This window comes from Streptomyces minutiscleroticus (assembly GCF_014650875.1).
Taxonomy (GTDB): domain Bacteria; phylum Actinomycetota; class Actinomycetes; order Streptomycetales; family Streptomycetaceae; genus Streptomyces; species Streptomyces minutiscleroticus.
Window position 1 is genome coordinate 1 of record NZ_BMVU01000069.1, and the last position, 20,709, is coordinate 20,709.

The following is a 20,709-nucleotide window of genomic DNA, read 5'->3' on the forward strand; positions in this document are numbered from 1 at the left end:
CACGAGGTACGACAAGCTCGCCGTCCGCTACGAGGCGACCGTGCTGGTCGCAGTCCTCAATGAGTGGCTGTGACCAGCACTTTCCCAACAGGCCCTAGCCGGCATGCCCTGCGCGGACAGCAGCACCATGCGGGCCCGCCGCCAGGTCACCACCGACCCGGTGCCTCTGCGGACAATCCGCAGCAGGCACCGGCCCTCGTCGTCATCGATCTCGCGGACGCGTGCCCGTTCTGCCGCCCGGGCAGCCTGGCGACACCGCGCCGCACGGACCAGCATCCGAACGGCGCGTCACGTCACCACGCGGCACATATTCTCTGATGCGGCATCAGGTACCGGCTCATCTCCGGCTGGCGTGCCGCGCTCGCGGAACCGGGTGTGCAGTGGCGCCCGCAAGCGTCCGGAGGATCGCGGGGGTCAGACGGCCGTCGTGGTGAGCAGGTCGCTCAGCGGCTGGGCGGAGTCGGTGCCGGAGTGGCCGAAGGGAGCGTCGAAGCTCCACACGAGGAAGAGCAGGAAGACCACCAGCGCGCTGAAGGTGGTGGCCAGCAGCAGTTCTCGGGCCGAGCGGCGGATCTGCAGGGTGTAGAGCAGGCCGAGGGTGATGACGGCGCCGGCGATGAGGCCGAACCAGACCGCGCCGGGCAGGGTGGTGCCGGCGCTGTCCAGGCGCTGGTGGCGGGCGTCGTCCGCGGCGGCGACCTGGTCCAGCAGGGGCTGGTAGGCCTGAGCCTGCAGTTCGTCGGCCGGGGTGTGGTGGGCGATGTCGCTGCGGATGCGGCCCAGCAGGTCGGCGCCGGTGGCGTCGATGGGCGCGTCGTCCTTCAGGGCGGGCCATTCGGTGGTGACGGCGTGCCGGGCGTAGGCGTCGATGTGTTCTTTGACCTGAGTGCGGAAGGCGGCCGGGTAGACGTCCAGGCGCTGGTCGATCTCGTACAGGGCCTGGGCCTCGCGCTGGACGGTGTCCTCGGCGGCGCCGCGGGCCTCCCAGACGCCGGCGATCGCCAGGCCGAGCACGATGGCGTAGACGACGCCGACCATCATGACCATGTATTCCAGCACGTCCGGAGTCTCGGAGGTGTCCTCATCGGCCACCCGGCGGTGCCGCATGACGGTTGCGGCGATGACGAGGACGCAGACCAGGACCGAGGCCAGGGTGTAGACGAGCCATTCCGGCACAGCACAACTCCATGACGAGCGCAGCGAGACGAGAGGAAGAGGGTGCGCCCGGCCGGTCACAGGCGTGCCGGCCGGATGCGGGTCGCGGTGGTCAGCCGCGGTTTCGACGGCGGGAGCCGGGCCGCAGCGCGGCCGCGGCCAGAACGGCCGGAAGGGTGACCACGACCGTGGTCATGGTCGTCGGCATCCCGGCCGGGACCGGGCGCGAGGGGCCGCCGGTGTAGTGCGAGCGCGGCACCCACCGGAAGGTCCGTGGCGCCCTGGGCCGGGCCGGGGCGGTGCCGGGCACCGGATCGGCCGGTGACACGGACTCGGCCACTGGCGCGGAGGGTGTCGGCGTGGCGACCGGGGGTGTGACGCGCCGCGCGGCCGTGGGTGCCGGCCGGGGAGCGGACGGCTCGGGTGCCGGTGCGGGCGGGGACGGCGCCGGTGGCCGTGGCGAGGGCGGGGGTTCGGGCTCGGGGTTCGAGCGGCCGTGGCTCATGTCGATCCATACGTCGGGGGCGCACACCACCAGGCGGTCGCCGACCGGAGTGTGGTCCATGGTGATGGTGGTGTCGCCGTGCTGAGGCAGCGGGCACAGGGCCGCGGCCGCTCCCAAACCGATTCCGATCCAGCCGCCCATCAGCGGTCCTCCCCTCGACGACCTGACCCCGTACGCCCCTTGAGCTGCAAAAGGAGCGGGAACGCCGCCGCTGCGAGGCGTCGGCACTGCGGGTAACGATCATGGGCGGAGCCGGACACGGGCAATGCTGCTCGAACAAGGGATCGGGCGTACGGCCCTTCGCCGAAGTGGATGAACTACCCGCCCATTCGCCTCGCGGGCCGCAGCTTATGGGCTTTTCATGCGTTGAGCGCGGGGGCAGTTCGCCACCACTGCCCGCCTCCGCTTCGCTCGCACCGTGGCGGGCGGCTCACGCACGCACCTCATCGGAGACCCATGACCACCGCCCCGCCTTCCACCCGGGTCCGCATCGCGGCCGGCTGCCGCGCCCTCATCGAAGCGCCCCTCTTCTCGTTGGCCGTGCTGGCGGTGATCCTGCTGAACGCCGTCCTGCTGGGGGCGGAGACCTACCACGGTTTCGCCGCCGACCACACCGGCCAGCTGCGCTGGGCCGAGCGCGGCTGCCTGGTCTTCTTCACACTGGAGATGCTGCTGCGCCTGGCCGCCCACGCCGACCGCCCCGGCAAGTTCTGGCGGGACCGGTGGAACATTTTCGACCTGGTCGTCGTCGCCTCCGCCTTCGTGCCCCTGGTACGGGAGAACGCCACCGTGCTCCGGCTGCTGCGCCTGGTGCGGGTCCTGCGCACCGCCCGGTTCCTGCCCCAGCTGCGCATCCTGTTCCTGGCCGTCTCGCGCAGCCTGCCCGGTACCGTCAGCTTCCTCTTCGTCGGCGCCGTCATCCTCTACGTCTACGCCATGATCGGCTGGGTCTGCTTCGGCTCCAGCGACCCCGCCCACTTCGGCTCCCTGGGCCGGGCCATGCTCACCTTGTTCCTGCTGATGACGCTGGAGGGCCTGCAGGACGCCGTCTACACCGGCCTGGCCATCTCCCGCCTGAGCATCCTCTACTACGGCTCCTACGTCCTCCTCGCCTCCTTCGTCCTGGTCAACGTCCTCATCGGCGTCGTCCTCAACAGCCTCGACGAAGCCCGCGAACTCGACGCCCGTACCGAGGCCACCGGCCGCGTACCCCGCGTCGGAGAGCCCGAAGCCGAGGCCGCGGCCGTGCGGGTGGAGGCGACCGCGCACACCCAGGACCTCACCGAGCGCATCGCCGGCATGCGTCAGGCCCTCGACACCTTGGAGCAGTCCCTCGGCGCGACCCCGTCCGCCCCGCACGACCAGGGCCGCATGACGACCACCGCCTGACCGCCGCGCCGGGCCCCGGGCCGCCCTCACCTCCCGCTCCCGCCGACGTACGTATGAACGGGGCCTGGCGCTGATCCTGTGACGGTGCCGGGTCAGGCTGGGCATCCTCAGTGCCGGTTCGCGTCGGGAGACCGTGGCCTCGCCGGTGAGGCGGGCCGTCAGGTCGGCCATGGCCAGGTGGATCATGGCTTCGGAGCGGGCGGGCAGGGTTTCGTGGTCGCGGGCCAGGCACCGAGCTGTCTTCGGCCAGCCAGCCTCAGGCCACCAGGCGTTTCGCCTTCGACCGCACCCCCTCGATCTTCGCAGGCACCACGTCCGGACCCGCAGCCGCGGCGAGCCGCCGGCAGGACATCGCGCCCCCGCGCGACCGACTCCGGTCGGCCAGGACCTGCACGATGCGCTGATACTCCGGCGCCGGCACGCTCACGGCATCGCTTCCAAGCCGTCGTGAACGGCTCGTCCTCGCCCGCTACGACTTCGCCGCTCCCCGGCGACGCGACGGCATGGTCCGTCCTTGCGACCGTGCTCGCGGAGGGGCCGACCTACGACCATCGCCCTGGCCGCGGCTGCTCGCTGCTCCCCTCCTTCCGGCCCCGGACCCGAGCTCGGGTGCGTGTCCGGCGACGCGCAGCCGAGCGGCTGGGCCTGCCTCTGTCGGTGACCCTCGCCCGCCGTGACGCCTTCACCTCGGAGAGCCGCGACGAGCGACCGCCCACTCCGTCGGCCGCGAAGCGCGACACGACCTGAACGTCGCGTCGACGGGGCATGCCGCGCCTGCCATGTGAGCGGTCAGGGCGTGGTCCGTCCCGAGAAGACGCCTCTGGCCAGGTGCCGCGGATTGCCCGGGGCAGCCGAAGTCGGTGCGGTCGGCCGTCAGGTCGTGGCGCACGTCCTGACTGTCCTTGCAGAACCAACCGATGTGCCCCTCGTCCCTTGAGCGCGCGAACGCGTCGAGGCGGCGGTCGAAGCTGTCCTGCACGTCGGTGGCCATGTGCGTACCTCTTGGATCGCGGTGGACGTGGCGGGCCTTTGCCGTGCACGACCGTGGAGGGACCGGCCCGGCCGACGACCCGTCCCTCGGCGTCTGTTCTCTCACAGGGCTTCGCGTACGCGAGGACACACGAAGCCATGGAGTGCATGGACGGCCCACCACGGCACATGACGACCGTCGGCGGCCACGTCATCGCCGAGACATCGAAGCGCGTGCCCGACCTGTACGCCGATCCCCGACTGCTGGCCTTCATCTCCGGACTCGTCGGGGCCACGGCCCTTCCTGTGCCCGACCCCGTGGAGCGACACGTACTGAACATCCTCCACCGTCGAGGCGACACCCACGGCGCACACACCGACGACTGCCCCTACGCCCTTGTGATCTTCCTGGAAGCCCCCGACGCCCCGGAGGACGGCGGCCTGCTGGAGTACGTACCTCATGCCTCCTGCCTGCGAGATCTCACCACCGGCCAGGCACGCACCGCTCACCACCAGGCCGGCGACGCCTACCTGCTGCGCAGCGACACCACCGCGCACCGCGTCACCCCACTCACTCGGTCAGGACTACGGCGCACCGTCTTGAACCTCGCCTGCACCACACCCGATGCCACTCCGCACAGCACGCCATCGGCCCGCCACCTGTACACCTGAAACCGACCGTCCTGCCTCCCCCCGAAACTCGGCGTGAGCGTGCCGGCCCGGTCCCCGTACTCCTGTCGGGCCTTGCGTCGGACCGGGACCGCAGGACACCCTGGCCTCCGTCGAGCGGCTGGCCAAGGACGGGGGTCGGCGGTGGATCGCCGGCACGGCCGCCGCGCAAGGGGTAGCCCTGGCCCCGCCGTACGGCCATCCCCCGGTCGACCGCGACCCGCTCGACAGGCTCCAGCCCAGTGGCGCGGAGGAAGTCGGCGGCCTTGCCCGGTACCTCGAAGGTGATGGGCAGAAATGGGTCGCCGGACACGGAGCGCGGGGCGAGCCGCAGTTCGGCGCATGGCCCGCCCTGCCGCACCCGCGCGTCGTCGCCGAACTCGGCGAACGGAGCGTCCGGCTCGGCTTCGTCGCCGCCGGGCTGGCCATCACCACGATCCCCAATCTCGCAACCGGCGCGCTCCCGAGCGGCGTCGTGGCCATTCCAGTGGCCGATCCGGCCTGGACCGGCCGCTCGGGCGTACAGGACGGACTGGCCGGCGCTGAAGGCCCGTACACCACGGCGGCGGGCGTGACGTCCGGGCAGTCAACCGGCGGACCAGGCGTACGGACTCGCACCACGATGCCGTCGCGCTCCGCCTCCACCGACGCGACGACCGGCGCGGGCAGCCCTCGAAACACCGTGCTCGCAGGGAAGTTCACGAGCAACGTGATCATCTACGATGCTCATCACGCTCGGTCACCACCGGATGCGAGCCAGATCCGTCGATCGGACACTCCCGATGCCGGCACCGAGCGGGTTCGGCTCGGCGAAGACCGCGGAGCACCTCCGCGGTCGTCCCTCCGCGCAGCGTGGTGCGAATCGACGGGCGGAACGCGGCCTCGGCCGTGGTGGCGTCGAGGGCGCCGGCCAGTTCGCGGGTCACGAGCCCGTGCGGGGTTGCCCGGGCCGGCCGCCGGAAGCCGCTTCCGGGCGCCGGCGGAACCGGATACGGCACGGTGCGGTGACGGCCCGGGGAGCGAGACGGGCCACCGGGCGGGGCACGTCGATCAGCTCCATCTCGTAGTGGCGCAGCAGCAGGGTCAGACAGGTCTTGATCTCAAGGCGGGAGAAGCGCCGTCCCAGACAGCGATGGATGCCGGATCCGAAGCCGAACAGGCGCTGAGCCGCCTTGGGGTCCTCCACGTACCGTTCGGGGCGGAAGGCGTGGGGGTCCGGGAACTCGTCCGGCATCCTGTGCACGAGGTAGGGCGAGGTGAGCACGAAGGTGCCGCGCCGCAACCGGTGTCCACCGACCACGGTGTCCCGGACCGTCTTGCGCGCGATCAGGACGGCCAGCGGATTGAGCCGCTCGGACTCGTACAGGACGTGGTCCATACGGGTCAGCCGGTGCAGGTTCTCCACGGTCAGCGGCGCGTCCGGGGACAGGTGACGGTGCTGTTCGGCCAGCAGGGCGGGGTGATGCTCGGGACGGCGCAGCAGATCGGCCAGGGCCCAGGCGAGCTGCCCGGCGGTGGTCTCCCCGGCGGCCCACACCAGTCCCAGCGCCTGGTGGACCGACGCGCTGTCCGGTACGGGGGTGCCGTCCCGGTAGCGGCTCTCGGTGAGGGACTGGAGGAAGTCGGGCGCGGGCAGCGGATGCGCGCGCCGCTGGGCCAGACAGCGCAGTGTGAGCCGCTGCAGATGTCTTCGCGCGACGCGGCTGCGCCAGGTGCGCACCGGATGCAGCCCAGGCGGCAGCAGGAAGCTGACGTTGCCCGAGAACGTCTCGAACAGTTCGAGGTCGTCGGCGAACAGCGGCCCGAACTCTTCGCCGAAGAAACAGTCCACGATCACGCGCAGGTTCAGCTCGCCGCACGTGCGGACCAGTTCCAGCTCCCCTTCGTCGCCCAGCTGCGCGATGAGTTCCCGCGTCCGCCGTTCCATCACACCGAGATACGTACGGAGCGGGCCGCCGTGGAAGACGGGCATGAACAGCTCGCGCTGCCGCCGGTACTCCTCCTCCTCGGCCATGAAGTAGAAACCGGTGCCGAACATCGAGCGCAGGAAGGGGTAGGCGGCCGAGATGGACAGCGCGGTCTCGGGTTGGAGGAGCAGTTCCTTGCGGTGTTCCGGGTCCAGCACCACGACCATCGAGGTACCCGCCAGCTCCAGCCTGAACAGCTGACCGTGTTCCGCGTAGCCGCGTTCGAGGACACTCACCGTGTCGCTCATGAAGGCGGGCAGGTGCCCGACGAGCGGAAGGGCGCCGGAGACCAAGGGGACGGCTGCGGCGGGGTCGGACCCCCGGTCCGTACCGCGGATCGGTGTGATGGGCATCGTGCTGGTGTTCCTTCCCGGGTGGGCTCGGGCGTCTCGGCCGACGGCGGCCGGACCTAGGCGATCCGGTGGGTGGACAGCGCCGGCTTCGTACCGTCCTGGTGACCGTTCGCACGCAGGTAACGGCCCAGCGCGCAGAGTGGGAAGAGCAGCCGGTAGAGGTGATAGTTCAGCGGCAGGTCCCCGGGGAATCCGGTGCCGGTGTACTCGGGCTCGTCCCAGGTGCCGTCCGCGCGCTGGGTACGGGTCAGCCAGCGCACGCCGCGGCGGACGGCGTCGCTGTCGTGTTCCCCGGCGGCGAGCAGGCCGAGCAGCGCCCATGCCGTCTGGGAGGCGGTGGAGGGGCCCCGGCCGCGCCAGGAGGGGTCGGTGTACGACTCCCACCGCTCGCCCCAGCCGCCGTCGGGATTGGCCTGTGCCGTCAGCCACCACACGCCGCGCCGCACGGCGGGATGGCCCACGGGGACTCCGGCATCGACGAGGGCGGGGAGAACCGCTCCGGTGCCGTAAAGGTGGTTGACCCCCCAGCGGCCGTACCAGGAGCCGTCGTTCTCCTGGTGGCGCAACAGCCAGTCGACGGCGCGGTGGACGGCCGGGTGTCCGGCGCGGCCGGTGGCCGCCAGCATCTCCACCACGTGCGCGGTGACGTCGGCCGACGGCGGATCGGTGACCTCGCCGAAGTCGCAGAACGGCAGCCGCGCGGGCCAGCGGCTGGTGTTGTCGGCGTCGTACGCGCCCCAGGGGCCGCCCTTCGACTGCATCCCCAGGTTCCAGGTCACAGCGCGGTGCACTGCCGAAGCCACCTGCTCCGGCTGTGGATGCCGGACCCTGAGAAGGGCCAGGGCGGCCTCGGCGGTGTCGTCGGTGTCGGGGTAGTTGCGGTTGTGAAAGCCGAAGGCCCACCCGCCGGGGGCCAGACGCGGGCGGCGTACGGACCAGTCCCCGTGCGTCCGGACCTCCTTGGTCAGCAGCCAGTCGGCGGCCCGGACGAGAGCCGGGTCGTCCGGGGCGAGACCCGCGTCGGTCAGGGCGATCATGGCAAGGGAGGTGTCCCACACCGGGGACTGGCAGGCCTCGACCCAGCGCTTGCCGTCACGGGTACGCACGGTGAAATCGTCCGCCGCCCGCAGGGCGCTGCTCAGCACAGGGTGGTCGAGGGGGTAGCCGCACAGCCGCAGCGCGATGATCGAGTAGACGAGGGGCGGCTGGATGCCGTTGAAGCAGCCGTCCGCCTCCTGGCGTTCGATGATCCATCCGACCGCGGTCCGGATCGCCGCACGCCGCAGGGCGCGCGGCACGATCCGGCGCGACCGGTGCAGGACGCGGTCCAGCCGGCGGAAGACGCCTTCCCAGGACGTCAGCGGTGCCTTGCCGCACGGAGGGTTCGGACGGGCGGGGTCCACGTGGAGCTCGTCGATGGCGAACGGGGCCGGGACGACCGGCCGGTGGGCGCAGACGATCGTCAACGGCACGACGGCCTGCCGGGCCCAGCAGCTGAACGAGTACAGGTTCAGCGGCATCCACCTGGGCAGGAAGATCATTTCTGGAGGGAGTTCGGGCAGATCCTCCCAGCGCCACCAGCCGAACAACGCCAGCCAGATCCTGGTGAAGACCCTGGAACGTGCCACGCCGCCGTGCTCGCGCGCCCAGCGCGAGGCGGCGGCCATGTGCGGCGCGTCCGGCGGGTCCCCGTCCAGTCGCAGCGCGATGTACCCCTCGATCGTGGTGGACAGATCGCCCGGGCCGTCGGTGTGCGTGGCCCAGGCTCCGTCCGCCCGCTGTTTGGCGCGGATCCACGCGGCGGTGGCCCGGGTCTGCTCCGCGGTACGGATACAGAGGAACTCGCGCAGCAGCAGATCCTCCGTCTCCATCGTGACGTTGGTCTCGAAGTCGCCCTTCCACCAGCCCTCGGGCGTTTGCAGGGACAGCAGATGGGCCACCGCCCGGCCGGTGCAGCGGACGGCGGCCCCCGCGTCCTCGCCCTCCGGCCCGGCCGCTTCCCCGAGGGGGGCGGCGGTCGGTCTCCCGGGGCCGCTGACGGCGGACGCCGCTGCGTCGCCGCCCGAAGCGAAGGGTCCCGGCCCTGGCCGGATACTGGTCTCAGCAGACATGAGTGCTCCTCATGGGCCGGCACGCGCCGCGCCCTCGTACACGGAGAGGTGTCTCGTCTTGTGAAGTCCCGCTCCGGACGGCGACCGCAGCCGTCGTCCCCTGTGGGCCGTGCGGCGGCAGCGCGGAGCGCGGACCCTGCCCGGCCCGCCCGCCCCTTCAGTCCTCCTCGGGCAGGGGCCGGAGGCTCACCATGGCGGGCAGGGGGCGCGGGCGCCCGGCGGCGAAACGGCGTATGCAGGGCCGTTCGACGCGTGTGTACAGCAGCCAGGACGCCGCCAGCGCCACCGGGAGCGAGACGACGGCGACCGGAACCGCACCCCACCTGCCGCCCACGCAGTACAGGACGGTCGCGATCACCGTGGCGTGCACCAGATAGAAGGCGTACGAAAGCTCACCGAGGCGGACCAGGGCCGGTGTCCGCAGTACGGACCCGCGGCCCCGTACGTCCAGTGCGGCCGTCGCCCGGATCAGCAGGGCGACGGGAACCACCGTGGCCGCGGCGAGCAGGAACGGCGCGGGGAGTACGGCGATGCCGAGGAACAGGACCGCGCACAGCAGCCCGGCCGACGGGACGGCCCCGACCCGGACGGGGAGGCCGCTCGCGTGCATCCGGGCGAGGATCATCCCCAGGACGAACTCCGGCAGCCGGCTCGGCGGGAAGAGGTAGACGAGCAGCAGCTGCGTTCCGGTGACCGTGCCCGCCAGGGACGCCTGCCGCAACGGCGGTCCGTCCAGGCCCAGCGAGAGCAGTGGTACCGTCCAGGCCGCCAGCGCGGCGGCCGCGGCCGCGGCCGTCAGCCACCGTGTGCGGATCCGCGCGACCAGCGGCAGCAGCAGCGGGAAGAGCAGATAGAAGAGCAACTCGCAGGTGAGCGACCAAGCAACACCGTTGCCCGCCAGCGCGAAACCCGGCAGCGGGACGAGGGTGTGCACCAGCAGGGCGTTGGCCACATCGCCCCATGCCGTGACGCCGTCCACGACTCCGATGCCGGGCCGCGGCATCCCGATGCCCCGGAAGAGCACCATGATGAGCATCCAGACCACCCAGTGGTTCGGGCAGACCTTGACGAGCCGCCGGCGCCAGAAGCTCCTGGCCGAATCCGTCTCCCGCGCCGACAGGGTCAGAACGAACCCGCTGAGCACGAAGAACAGCGAGACGCCGACCGGGCCCAGCAGGAAGAGGGCCGGCTTCGGCCACCCGGCGGTCCGCGCGGCGTCGAGCGTCGCGGCATGGCAGACGAACACACCGGACGCGGCGACGAAACGCAGACCGGTCAGGGAGGGCAACGACGCGCAGGCGACTGGGGAGGGCACGGCCAAGCAACTCCTGGGACGTTCTCGGACGACCAGCCCAGCCTCCGGACCGGGGGACGTCCGCCCGACGCGCGGCGGTTCACCTCATCGGACGCGTGGGAAACGGCCGAACGGCGGTTCCCGCTGCCGCGGGGACGCGCGCCGCGGGGCCCCGGCGGACACGGTCCCCAGCGTTGCGTCGTGCCGTGGGGTCCACCGAGAAGGGCCCGCTGCCGCGATGAGGGGCCGCGTCATGACAGCGCCGGCTCTCCAGGCCCCGGCACGCCACCCGGCACCGATGTCACCGCGAACCCGAACCCCTGTCCGGCCTCCGCGTTCCCGCGTGAGCGGGGGTCTGTGCACCGTGTGAGCACCTCTCCCCACGGCGAGGTGCGGGCGGTCCTCGGCCACGACGAGGACCGGGCGCCACGTCCTCCGGCACCACCCGCGAACACGGCAGCCCACCGAGTTGACGGACACCGCCCTGTCGCCGGCCTCCGAACTGCTGACCGGCGCCGTCCACCACACACCGCCCCTCGCATTCGCACATGTAACCCTCCCTTCATTCCTGTGACCAATGCCGCATCAGGCGGTGTTCACCTCACCGGGCATCATGAGCCGGGCTTCCGCCGTGCCACGCGTACGGCCGGTAGTTCGCCGGCCCGAAAACCCAGGGACGGCGCGCGGTGCCGGATGCAGAACGACGGGGGCAGGACATGAAAAGAGGGGCGGACGTGCGTTCGCTGCGCTGGGCGGCGGCCGGGGTGTGCGTCACCTTCACCCGCGGGCTGAGTCCCGAGGAGGTGTTCACCCGCTACGGAGCCGACCCGGACCAGGCACGCCCCCTGGACTGGGACACGGCCCTGGACCTGTCCGAGGGTGACTCCGAGGACGGGGAGGTCTCGCTGCTGCGGGCTGGCGGACGCGGTGACTGGACCTTCTGCGTCGAGGAGGACGGCGACATCGGCTTCTGGGCCGAGACGCTCGCGAAGCTGTCCCGCGGCACCGAGACGTACAGCGTGCTGACCACCGACGGTCTCGACGTCTTCCAGTACTGGCGCGACGGCGCGTGCGCGGAGAACTTCGAGCCCGGCATGGAACACACCCGGCCCGGACGAACCGCCTCCTGGTGGGACCGCGTGGAGGCGGCACTCGCCGCACACGGGGACGAGGGCGCCGGGATGGCGCCCGTGGTCGCCCTCGTACTGGACCACCTCGGCATCACCCTGGACGACGACACGCTCGCCGGGCCCTGGCCCAGCCTCACCCTCGCCCAGGACGACGTGACGGCGTGAGTGCCGGGCGACACCCGCGTAGAGAGGAACGGGTACGGCCCGACACGATCGCTGTGCCGCCGGGCGTCCACTCACACGGGCCAGGAACCCCTGCCGCCCGGCACAAGGGCGCTGCCGCTGGACGGCACCGTCACCGGAGAGAAGCGTATGTTGCCCCAGCCGCCACACCGAGCTGTGGTCTCTCCGCGTCCGCTCGTCGCCGGCGGGCCACAGGTCATCCGGTGGGCTGCAGCAGGGATGTCCGGGCGGTGAGGGCGCCGGAGAACTGGTCGACGACGTGTGTCAGGGCCTCGGCGGCTGCCGGAGCCACGGTGAGGCCGCCGTCCTCGTCCGCGGTGATGTCCTTGTCGAGGGTGAACCAGCCCTGCACGATGTGGGCGGCGCCCATGGAGCTGAGCACGGGCCGTAGCGCGTAGTCGATGGCCAGGACGTGGGCGGTGCTGCCGCCGGTGGCCAGCGGCAGCACCGTCTTGCCGGACAGGGCGTACTGCGGCAGCAGGTCGAGCAGGGACTTGAGCAGGCCGGAGTAGGCGGCCTTGTAGACCGGGGTGCCGACGACGACCCCGTCGGCGCGGGCGAACAGCCCGGCCGCCTCGACGATCGCCGGGTGGCCGAAGTCGGCGCCCAGCAGCGCCTCGGCGGGCAGCGTACGGACGTCCAGTGGGATCACCTCGTGTCCCTGGTCCGTGAGGCGCGCGTCCAGATGGCGCAGCAGGCGCGCGGTGCGGGACGTGGCGGAGGGGCTTCCGGAGACGGACAGGACAGTGGCCATGACGGATCCTTCGGTGTGTGGGCCTGGCGTACCGGATCGGCTGAGGGGGTGCGGGTGCGTCGGCGGAGGTGTGTCGGTCGGCCGCGGGTCGGTCCGGAGCGGGTGCGCAGGCGTTCGCCACCACAGGGCGGGCGCCCCGGGCCGCGCGACGGCGTTCACCACGCGCTCGACTCCACCGCGACGACCGGCACCAGCTCGTTGCGCAGGGTTTCGAGGAAGGTGACGATCTCGGCGGCCACCGACCGGTGCTGCAGGTCGTTCAGGGCGTCGTGGTGGGCGCCGCGGACCACCGACAGGCGGGCGCGGGGCAGGGACTTCGCCGTGCGGGTGAGGGCGTCGCGGTCGGCGAGCGGGTCGGCGTCGCCCACGAGGATCAGTTGCGGGACGGCGGCTTCGCTGTCGTACGCGGCGTCGAGCAGTGCGTCCGGCACGGCGGTGTTCAGCGAGCCCCGCCGTACGTGGGAGTCGCCGGTGAGCACGCTTCGGTGGACCGGGCAGGAGGTGCGGACGTCGAGTTCGTCGTCCCATGTGTCCGATGTCCCGGCCGCACCGGCGACACGTCCCGGGAGACCGGCCAGGACGAGGGCGTCCGGCTGTCCGAGGCCGGCGTGGAGCGCGCGGCCGGCCAGCGCCGCGACGGCCGCGGCACCGGTGTCCGCGCCCACCAGCACCAGGGGGCGGACCACGCCGTCCTCGGCGGCCGTCCCCTCGACGGCGTCGGCGATACGGGAGCCGAAGCTGTCCAGGGACGCGGGCAGGTCGTCGCCGTCGGTCTCGTAGGCGTCGACGACGCGGACGCGGTAGGCGTCGGCGGCGAGCCGGGCCGCGAACCGGGCGTAGGTCGCCTGTGTCTCCCCCCGGCCGGGCACCACGACGACCGTGCCGCGGGTGCGGAGCCCTTCGGGACCGTGGTGGTCGGTGTACTGCGTCATCTCACGCTCCTGTGGGTTCTGTGTCGGTTCGCCGGTCGCGACCGGTCATGGGCTGCCGGGCCGGGGCGGGTGCCTCTTCGGCCGCGCTGGGCCGCAGGGAGCGGATCGCGGCGTCGTGGCCGGGGACGGCGGAGCCGGCGTGGACGGCGTGGACGAACCGGCCGGTCGGGCCGGTCGCCACGGGCAGAGCCCTCTTGCGCCGGTTTCGTCGGCCGCGACGAGGAAGTGCCGGGCGTCGCGGTGGGTCTGCACCGCATCGTCGCCGCGGCCCTGGGCCCTGGCGGGGGAGCCCGGCCGGAAGCGGGGCGTCCGGGTGGTCATGAGGCGGCTGCCGTGTGGCGGTTGACGGGGATCGGCAGGCCGAGGTTGCCGCGCAGGGTGTCGGAGGCGTACTCGGTGCGGAACAGGCCGCGCTTCTGCAGGAGCGGGACGACGCCGTCGACGAAGAGGTCCAGGTCGTCATCGGTGCGGAAGGCCAGGTTGATGCCGTCGAAGGTGCCGGCGTCGAACCACTGCTCGATGGTGTCGGCGACGGTCTCCGGTGCTCCGACGAACGGCGAGCGGCGGAAGGTGTTCACCGACTCCGCGACCTGGCGCAAAGTCAGGTTCTCGGCCCGGGCCCGCTCGATGATCTTGGATGCTCCCGTCCGGCCGCCCTTCTCTGCGAGGTGGGCGACGTCCGGGAACGGCGCGTCCAGGTCGTGCGTGCCGAAGTCGTAGGCGCCGAAGGAGCGGCCGAGGAGCGCGAGGTTGCGGTCGAAGTCGTTGTCCTCCTCGAAGATCTCCCGCTCGCGGCGCAGGGCGGCCTCGTCGGTGGCGGCGACGACCGGACCGCCGTGGATGAAGATCTTGACGTGGTCGGGGTTCCGGCCGTACGCGGCGGTGCGCCGCTTGATGTCGGCGTAGTACTCCTGCGCCTGCTCCAGGGTGCCGCCGGGCGCGTAGATGCCCTCGGCGACCTGAGCGGCCAGGTCGCGGCCCTCTTCGGAGACGCCGGCCTGGAAGATCACCGGCTGGCCCTGCGGCGAGCGGGAGATGTTCAAGGGGCCCGCCACCTTGAAGTGCTCGCCCACGTGGTTCAGTTCGTGCAGCTTCGCCGGGTCCAGGAAGACGTTGCGTTCCACGTCGGCGGGGAAGGCGTCGTCCTCGTAGGAGTCCCACAGGCCGCGGGCGACCTGGACGAACTCCAGGGCCCGGCCGTAGCGGGTGGCGTAGTCGAGGTGCTCGTCGAGCCCGTAGTTCCGGGAGGTGCCGGTGTCGAAGCTGGTGACGACGTTCCAGCCGGCGCGGCCGCCGCTGATGTGGTCCAGCGAGGCGAAGCGGCGGGCGAGGTTGAACGGCGAGTTGTACGTCGAGCTGGCCGTGCCGACCAGGCCGATGTGCCGGGTGTGGGTGGCGACCGCCGACAGCAGGGTCAGCGGTTCGAGCCGGTTGAGGTAGTGCGCCGGGTAGGTGGCGTTGATGAACTGGCTGTCGACGATGAACAGGGCGTCGAACAGGGCGTGTTCGGCCGCCTTGGCCTGCCGGATGTAGTAGCCGATGTCGATGCTGGCGTTCTTGGCGACGCGCGGGTCCTTCCACAGGCCGTGCTGGCCGGGGCCGCCGACGCCGTAGGGGTGGAGCGCGAGATGGATGATGCGGGAGGACATGGCTCTTCCTGTCTGTGTCGGTGACCGCGTCCGCGGTGGGACTCGGGTGGTGTGAGAGGTGTCGTGGTCGCGACCGGTGTCCGCGCTTGCCTCAGGCGTGCAGCAGGGCGCGCAGCGCTTCGCGTTCGGCGCGGCGGGCCGGGGCTCCGTGCAGAGTGGGCGCGGAGCCGACCAGCAGGCGCGTGTACGGGTGCTGCGGCCGGTTGACCATGTCGGCGGCGGCGCCGGTCTCGACCAGCTCGCCGCGGTGGAGGACCGCGATGCGGTCGGCGATCCCGGCGACTGATCCCAGGTCGTGGGAGATGAAGACGAGGGCCACCCCGTCGGCGCGCAGTTCCTTGAGGATCTCCAGGATCTGGACGCGGTTGGCGGAGTCCAGGGCGCTGACCGGCTCGTCGAGGATGACCAGGCGCGGCTCGGCGACCAGTGCCCGGGCCACCGCGACCCGCTGGCGCTGCCCGCCGGACAGCTCCCCGGGCAGTCGGTCGAGCAGTTCCTCGGACAGCCGCACCCGGGGCAGGAACGCGCGGACCCGCTCGGCCGCCTCCTGGCGCGCCACACCCTGGACGAGCAGCGGCTCGGCCAGCGACTCCTCGATGGCCAGGTCCGGGTCGAGGCTGCGCAGCGGGTCCTGGAAGACGTACTGGACCACGCCGCGGCGGCGCAGGCCGCGCCACTGCCGCGGACCGTACCCGCCGACGTCCTCGCCGCCGATGACGAGCGAGCCCGCGGAGGCCGTCGCCAGGCCGAGCACGGCACGGGCCAGGGTGGACTTGCCCGATCCCGTCTCGCCGATGAGACCGAGCGTCTCTCCGGGAGCGACGCTGAGCGAGACCCCGTGCAGGGCGCGGCGGCGCCGGCGGCGCGGGCCGTAGTGCACCTCCAGAGCGGTGACCTCCAGGACCGGGTCCGGCCGCCGTACGGTGCCGGCGGCGCCTTCCTGCGTCGGCTGGGCGGTCATGCGTCCTCCTGGGGAGTGAGGAACTTGTCCAGGCCGTACTGCTCGTGCTCGGCGATCAGCAGGCGGGTGTACGCGTGCCGCGGGTCGTGCAGCACCGACCGCGTCGGGCCCCGCTCCACCACCTCGCCCTGCCGCATGACGAGGACCTCGTCGCACAGCTGGGCGACGACGGCCAGGTCGTGGGAGACGACGACCAGGGCGAGACCGGTGCGTTCGCGCAGGTCGGCGAGGAGGTCGAGGATCTCGGCCTGGACGGTCACGTCGAGTGCCGTCGTGGCCTCGTCGGCGATGAGGACGCGCGGGTCCGCGGCGATGGCCGCCGCGATCAGGACCCGCTGGAGCATGCCGCCGGACAGTTCGTAGGCGTACTGGCCGTAGACCAGTTCCGGGTCGCGCAGGTGCACCGCTTCCAGCAGTTCCAGGGCGCGCCGGCGGGCCTCGCGCCGTTTCAGCCCCTTCTTGACCCGGACGACCTCGGCGATCTGCGCGCCCACGCGGACGGAGGGGTTGAGGTAGGACGCCGGGTCCTGGAAGACGGCGCCGATCGTGGCGCCCCGCAGGGCCGTCCACCGCGCCGGGGTGAGCGTCCCGGTGTCGGTGCCGTCGATCTCGACACAGCCGCCGGTGATCTCGAAGTGCGGGGGCAGGATGCCCAGCGCGGCCCGGCAGGTGAGGGTCTTGCCGCTGCCGGACTCGCCGACGATGCCGACCGTCCTGCCGGGGGTGAGCTCGAAGTCCACACCGTGGACGATCTCCCGGTCGTGGACCCGGTCGGTGATGCGCACGTCGCGCACGGCCAGCAGCGGGGGCGCCGGGGCGGCCGCGCCGCCGGGCAGGTCACCGGACGCGGCGCCGGGCAGGTCCTTGCGGGTCCTGTGCGCAACGGTGTTCTTGGACAGGGTCGTCATCACGCGCCTCCGGCGGGAGCGGGGCCGGCCCCGCCGCGGCGACGGGCGCGGGCCTTGCGGTGGTTCACCAGCGTGCGGCCCGCCTCGCCCGAGACGTCGCGGACGGCGTCGGCGAGCAGGTTGCAGGCCCAGACGGTGACCGTGATCAGCAGGGCGGGGGCGAGCGGCGCCCACGGCTGGTGGCTGAGGTAGCCCAGGTCGGAGGCGAGCAGGCCGCCCCAGGTGGGGGCGGGCGGCTGGACGCCGATACCGAGGAAGGTCAGGCTGGAGACGATCACGAAGCCGGTGCCGACGGTCTGGGCGAACGCGACCGCGACGGGCGGAAGCACCTTGCCCCAGACGTGCCGGCGCACGATCCAGCCGGTGGAGGCGCCCGAGACGATCGCGGCCTCCACGTACTGCGAGCGGGCCACGGCGAGCGTGGCGGCGCGGGCCACCCGGTAGAACAGCGGGGACACCAGCGCGCCGGTGACGAGCATGGCCTGGGTGATGCCGTTGCCGAGCAGGGCGATCACGGCGACGGCGAACAGCAGGAACGGCAGGGCCACCAGCGTGTCGGCCAGCCTCAGGGTGATCCACTCGAAGGTCCGGCCCAGCTGGACGGAGAGGATGCCCGGGATCGCGCCGACGACCAGGGCCGTGAGCGCGACCTCGAGCGAACCGAGCACACTGACGCGGGATCCGTCGAGCAGCCGGCTCAGGGTGTCCCGGCCGAGGTAGTCCGTGCCCAGCCAGTGCCCACCGGAGACGGCGGCCAGCGTGTTGTCGCTGGTGGCCAGCGGGTCCTGGGGAGCCAGCAGCGGGCCCAGGAGAGCGAGCAGGGCCACGACGGCGAGGACGGCCACGGCGATCCGGCCGGAGGTGAGGGCGAGAATGCGGCGCACCACGGGTCACACCCCCCTCTGGGCGGCCGGCGTCACGCGCGCCAGCACCAGGTTGACGACCAGGTTGAAGGCGACGACCAGGACGATCGACACCACGAGCACACCCTGCACGGCGGGTACGTCGCCGGCCTGGGCGGAATCGTTGGCGAACCGGCCGAAGCCCTGCAACCCGAAGATCCACTCCGTGACGACGGAGGCGCCGACCAGCGCGGGGAACTTCAGTCCGAGGGTGGCGAGCACCGGGCCGAGGCCGTTGCGCAGCACGTGCCCGAAGAAGACCCGCCGCGGGCTCAGTCCCCGCACCACCGCACCCGTCACGTAGTTCTCGCGGTAGGCCGCGATCAGACCGGTACGCAGCTGGCGGGCCACATCGGCGATCACGTCGAAGCTCAGTGCGAGCGCGGGCAGGGTGATGTGCGCCAGCCACGGCCCGATCCCCTGCTCGGCGGGCACGTAGCCGGCGGAGGGGAACAGGTGCAGCCCGACCGCGAGGACCGTGACCAGCACGATGCCGACGACGAAGGCGGGCATCACCGAGATCAGCGTGACGAGACCGGTGATCGCGCGGTCGATCCAGGTGGTGCGCCGCAGCGCCGCCACGGTGCCCAGGACGAAGCCCAGGACCACACCGATGACCAGGGCGAACGTCGCGACGGACAGACTCACGCCCAGACCGAGCCCGATGAGGGTGGAGATGTCGGCGCCATTGGTCCAGCTCGCGCCGAGCTGTCCCTGCAGGACTCCGCCGAACCAGTCCCAGTACTGGACCAGGAAGGGGCGGTCCAGCCCCCACTGGGCCTCCACCCTGGCGATCGCCTCGGGGGTGGCCTCCTCGCCCAGCTGGATGCGTGCCGGGCTCAGCCCGCTCATCGACCGCAGCGCGAACGTCACGAACGTCGCGACCAGGAAGACGGGCACGAAGACCACGACCGACCGGGCGAGGGTGGCCAGGACGCGGACCGGCGTGTGCCGGGTCCCGGTCCGGGCGCCTCTGCGACGCGGCACCGGTGCGTTCGGCGGTGCCTGGGTCGTCGTCATGGGATCGCCTCCTTTCTGTGTTCCTGTGAGGGACCGGCGGGTGCGGGCGGGTCAGTTGCCGCCGGAGATGGTCACACCGGTCCAGTCGATGTGGGCCGGGTTCTTCGGCAGGTCCGAGACCGACTTGCTCTTGGCGATGAGGTTCGGCGAGGAGTACGTGAAGACCAGCGCCCTGCTCTCCAGACCGGCCCGGGTGGCCGCCCGCAGCGTCTCGGTGTACTCCGGTGCGCCGAGCGGGGTCTCGCGGACCTTGGCGACGGCCGCCTCGAAGCCCTTCGGCTCGTAGGGCGAGCTGAGGTTCAGCGGTCCGTCGGGGCCGAAGTGGGCGGTGAGGGTCTGCACGGCGGAGTCGCGGCCGGTCGTGGAGTACAGCGAGAACGTGAGGTCCTTGGCGAAGAACGGGGTGGCCCAGTTCTTGTCGATCTTGATGTCGACGGTGATGCCGACCTTGCCCAGCTGCGACTGGACGATCTCCGCCTGGGGGTCCTCCGCGGGGACGACCAGGTCGAGCTTGAGCTCACCGGCCCTGTATCCCGCCTGGGCCAGAAGCTTCTTGGCCTTCGCCGGGTCGTAGGGGTAGGTGTTCTCCGACTCGGGGTCGTAGGCCACGTACCCCTTGGGGAACGGCTGGTCGGTCGCCTCGCCGTAGCCGAAGGTCAGCTTGTCGACGAACTCCTGGCGGTCGACCGCGTACCGGACGGCGTCGACGACCTTGCCGTCGTCGAACGGCGCCTTGTTGACGTTCAGGCTGATGTTGGAGGCGTTGAAGCCCGGCTGGACGAAGACGTCGAGTCCGGCCTTCTTGGCGGCGTCCGCCTGGCTGGGGTCGATGTCGGCGAAGTTGTAGACGCCGGTCTGCAGGCCGGAGACGACCGTGGCGGCGTCGGGGGCCGAGGTCAGCTCGACGTTGTCGATGTGGATGTTCTTCGCGTCCCAGTACGCGGGGTTCTTCTTCAGCACCGCCTTGGTGCCCGGCACCAGTTGCGTGACGATGAACGGCCCGGCGCCGACCGGGTTCTGGTCCAGTTCCTCCGGTGACTTCGCCGCCTCGGGGCTGGCGATCTGCAGGACGCGCTGGCCGAGCAGCTGCGGGATCTGGTAGTCGACCTGGTTGAGGTGGACGACCGCGTCCAGCCCCTCGGCCTCCACCGACTCGATCGAGGTCAGGTCGCCGAAGAGCGCGGAGTTCTTCTGCTCCTTGGCCCGCTCGACGGCGGCCTTGACGGCGGTGGCGTCGACCGGCTCGCCGTCGCTGAACTTCAGACCGGACCGTAGGTGGAAGGTGACCTGGTCGCCCTCGTCGTTGTACTCCCAGCTCTCGGCGAGGTCGGGGACGGCGTCGCCGTTCTCGTCGGTGCGCGTCAACGAGGCGTAGACGAGCGCCAGTTCTCTGAATTGAGCGCCGCTCCCCCCGACCACCGGGTCCCAGTGGGTGGGGAAGTAGGAGGAGGTCCACTTCAGCGTGGCGCCACCGCCCGAGGCGGCGGCGTCACCGCCGGCGCACGCGCCGAGGGCGGGTACGAGCAGGGTGGCGAGTGCGGTCCCGAGGGCCGCGCCGCGCAGTCGGCGGACGCGCGGCCGGCCGGCCCTCCGGAGGGGTCGCGGGGTCGGTTCGGGGCGTCGGGGCGTGAGTCGTCCGGACATCTCGTTTCTTTCTGACGGGCCCGGACCCGCAGCCGCACGTGGGCGACGGGGCCGAGGAGCAGAGGGCGGCACGCATCCGCACCGGCCGTGGGCCCGTCCGCACACGGGCACGCCGACGACGGTCTCGGTGCACACGTCGGGCACGCCGCGCTCAGGGCATGGGGCGTCGGTGGGTTCGCGGAGGCGGACCGGAAGGCGAAGAGGACGGGGCGGC

At 72.1% G+C, this 20,709-nt stretch carries 16 protein-coding genes; 3 read left to right on the forward strand and 13 right to left on the reverse strand.

Annotated elements, in window-relative coordinates; all coding sequences use genetic code 11:
• Nucleotides 1-414: 414 nt before the first annotated feature.
• Both IE271_RS35255 and IE271_RS35260 read right to left on the reverse strand, forming a co-directional pair.
• Nucleotides 415-1,176 (reverse strand): bestrophin-like domain, encoded by a 762-nt coding sequence (locus IE271_RS35255; RefSeq protein ID WP_190194551.1) that lies wholly within the window; start codon nucleotides 1,174-1,176, stop codon nucleotides 415-417.
• Nucleotides 1,177-1,267: 91 nt separating this feature from the next.
• On the reverse strand, nucleotides 1,268-1,801 hold the full coding sequence (locus IE271_RS35260) for a hypothetical protein (protein ID WP_190194552.1): 534 nt from the start codon (nucleotides 1,799-1,801) through the stop codon (nucleotides 1,268-1,270).
• A gap of 315 nt (nucleotides 1,802-2,116) precedes the next feature.
• Here IE271_RS35260 and IE271_RS35265 point away from each other — a divergent pair, with 315 nt between their 5' ends.
• Together IE271_RS35265 and IE271_RS35275 are read left to right on the forward strand one after the other, a co-directional pair.
• Complete coding sequence (locus IE271_RS35265; RefSeq protein ID WP_190194553.1) at nucleotides 2,117-3,049, forward strand: ion transporter; 933 nt, start codon at nucleotides 2,117-2,119, stop codon at nucleotides 3,047-3,049.
• A gap of 1,137 nt (nucleotides 3,050-4,186) precedes the next feature.
• Nucleotides 4,187-4,690 (forward strand): HalD/BesD family halogenase, encoded by a 504-nt coding sequence (locus tag IE271_RS35275; RefSeq protein ID WP_190194555.1) that lies wholly within the window; start codon nucleotides 4,187-4,189, stop codon nucleotides 4,688-4,690.
• Nucleotides 4,691-5,609: 919 nt separating this feature from the next.
• Here the strand turns inward: IE271_RS35275 and IE271_RS35280 are convergent.
• From IE271_RS35280 to IE271_RS35290, 3 genes are all read right to left on the reverse strand, one after another.
• Entirely contained in the window at nucleotides 5,610-7,007 is a 1,398-nt protein-coding gene (locus tag IE271_RS35280) for a cytochrome P450 (protein WP_190194556.1), read from the reverse strand.
• Nucleotides 7,008-7,063: 56 nt separating this feature from the next.
• Nucleotides 7,064-9,118, reverse strand: coding sequence for a squalene--hopene cyclase (gene shc / locus IE271_RS35285; RefSeq protein ID WP_190194557.1), 2,055 nt, complete (start codon nucleotides 9,116-9,118; stop codon nucleotides 7,064-7,066).
• Between the two features lie 157 nt (nucleotides 9,119-9,275).
• Nucleotides 9,276-10,433: an acyltransferase family protein gene (locus IE271_RS35290; RefSeq protein WP_190194558.1), complete on the reverse strand. Its 1,158-nt coding sequence runs from the start codon at nucleotides 10,431-10,433 to the stop codon at nucleotides 9,276-9,278.
• 713 nt (nucleotides 10,434-11,146) lie between these two features.
• On the opposite strand from IE271_RS35290, the gene IE271_RS35295 reads away from it, so the two are divergent.
• A complete protein-coding gene (locus IE271_RS35295) occupies nucleotides 11,147-11,707 on the forward strand; it encodes a DUF6461 domain-containing protein (protein ID WP_308435238.1) in 561 nt (186 codons plus the stop codon).
• A 214-nt stretch (nucleotides 11,708-11,921) separates the two neighbouring features.
• Here the strand turns inward: IE271_RS35295 and ssuE are convergent, their stop codons facing one another.
• From ssuE to IE271_RS35335, 8 genes are all read right to left on the reverse strand, one after another.
• Nucleotides 11,922-12,479 carry an NADPH-dependent FMN reductase gene (gene ssuE, locus IE271_RS35300; RefSeq protein WP_190194560.1) on the reverse strand — a complete coding sequence of 186 codons (558 nt, stop codon included), beginning with the start codon at nucleotides 12,477-12,479 and terminating at the stop codon, nucleotides 11,922-11,924.
• 155 nt (nucleotides 12,480-12,634) lie between these two features.
• Nucleotides 12,635-13,411 (reverse strand): alpha/beta hydrolase, encoded by a 777-nt coding sequence (locus IE271_RS35305; RefSeq protein ID WP_190194561.1) that lies wholly within the window; start codon nucleotides 13,409-13,411, stop codon nucleotides 12,635-12,637.
• Nucleotides 13,412-13,728: 317 nt separating this feature from the next.
• Nucleotides 13,729-15,060: an LLM class flavin-dependent oxidoreductase gene (locus tag IE271_RS35310; protein WP_190194562.1), complete on the reverse strand. Its 1,332-nt coding sequence runs from the start codon at nucleotides 15,058-15,060 to the stop codon at nucleotides 13,729-13,731.
• A gap of 91 nt (nucleotides 15,061-15,151) precedes the next feature.
• Nucleotides 15,152-16,021 (reverse strand): ABC transporter ATP-binding protein, encoded by an 870-nt coding sequence (locus IE271_RS35315; RefSeq protein ID WP_190194563.1) that lies wholly within the window; start codon nucleotides 16,019-16,021, stop codon nucleotides 15,152-15,154.
• Nucleotides 16,018-16,929, reverse strand: a complete 912-nt coding sequence (locus IE271_RS35320; protein WP_190194564.1) for an ABC transporter ATP-binding protein — start codon at nucleotides 16,927-16,929, stop codon at nucleotides 16,018-16,020. The genes IE271_RS35315 and IE271_RS35320 overlap by 4 nt, the downstream gene beginning before the upstream one ends.
• Nucleotides 16,929-17,816, reverse strand: coding sequence for an ABC transporter permease (locus tag IE271_RS35325; protein WP_190194565.1), 888 nt, complete (start codon nucleotides 17,814-17,816; stop codon nucleotides 16,929-16,931). The genes IE271_RS35320 and IE271_RS35325 overlap by 1 nt, the downstream gene beginning before the upstream one ends.
• Before the next feature lie 3 nt (nucleotides 17,817-17,819).
• Nucleotides 17,820-18,851, reverse strand: coding sequence for an ABC transporter permease (locus IE271_RS35330; protein WP_190194566.1), 1,032 nt, complete (start codon nucleotides 18,849-18,851; stop codon nucleotides 17,820-17,822).
• A 51-nt stretch (nucleotides 18,852-18,902) separates the two neighbouring features.
• Nucleotides 18,903-20,495: an ABC transporter substrate-binding protein gene (locus tag IE271_RS35335; protein ID WP_190194567.1), complete on the reverse strand. Its 1,593-nt coding sequence runs from the start codon at nucleotides 20,493-20,495 to the stop codon at nucleotides 18,903-18,905.
• Between the last annotated feature and the right edge of the window lie 214 nt (nucleotides 20,496-20,709).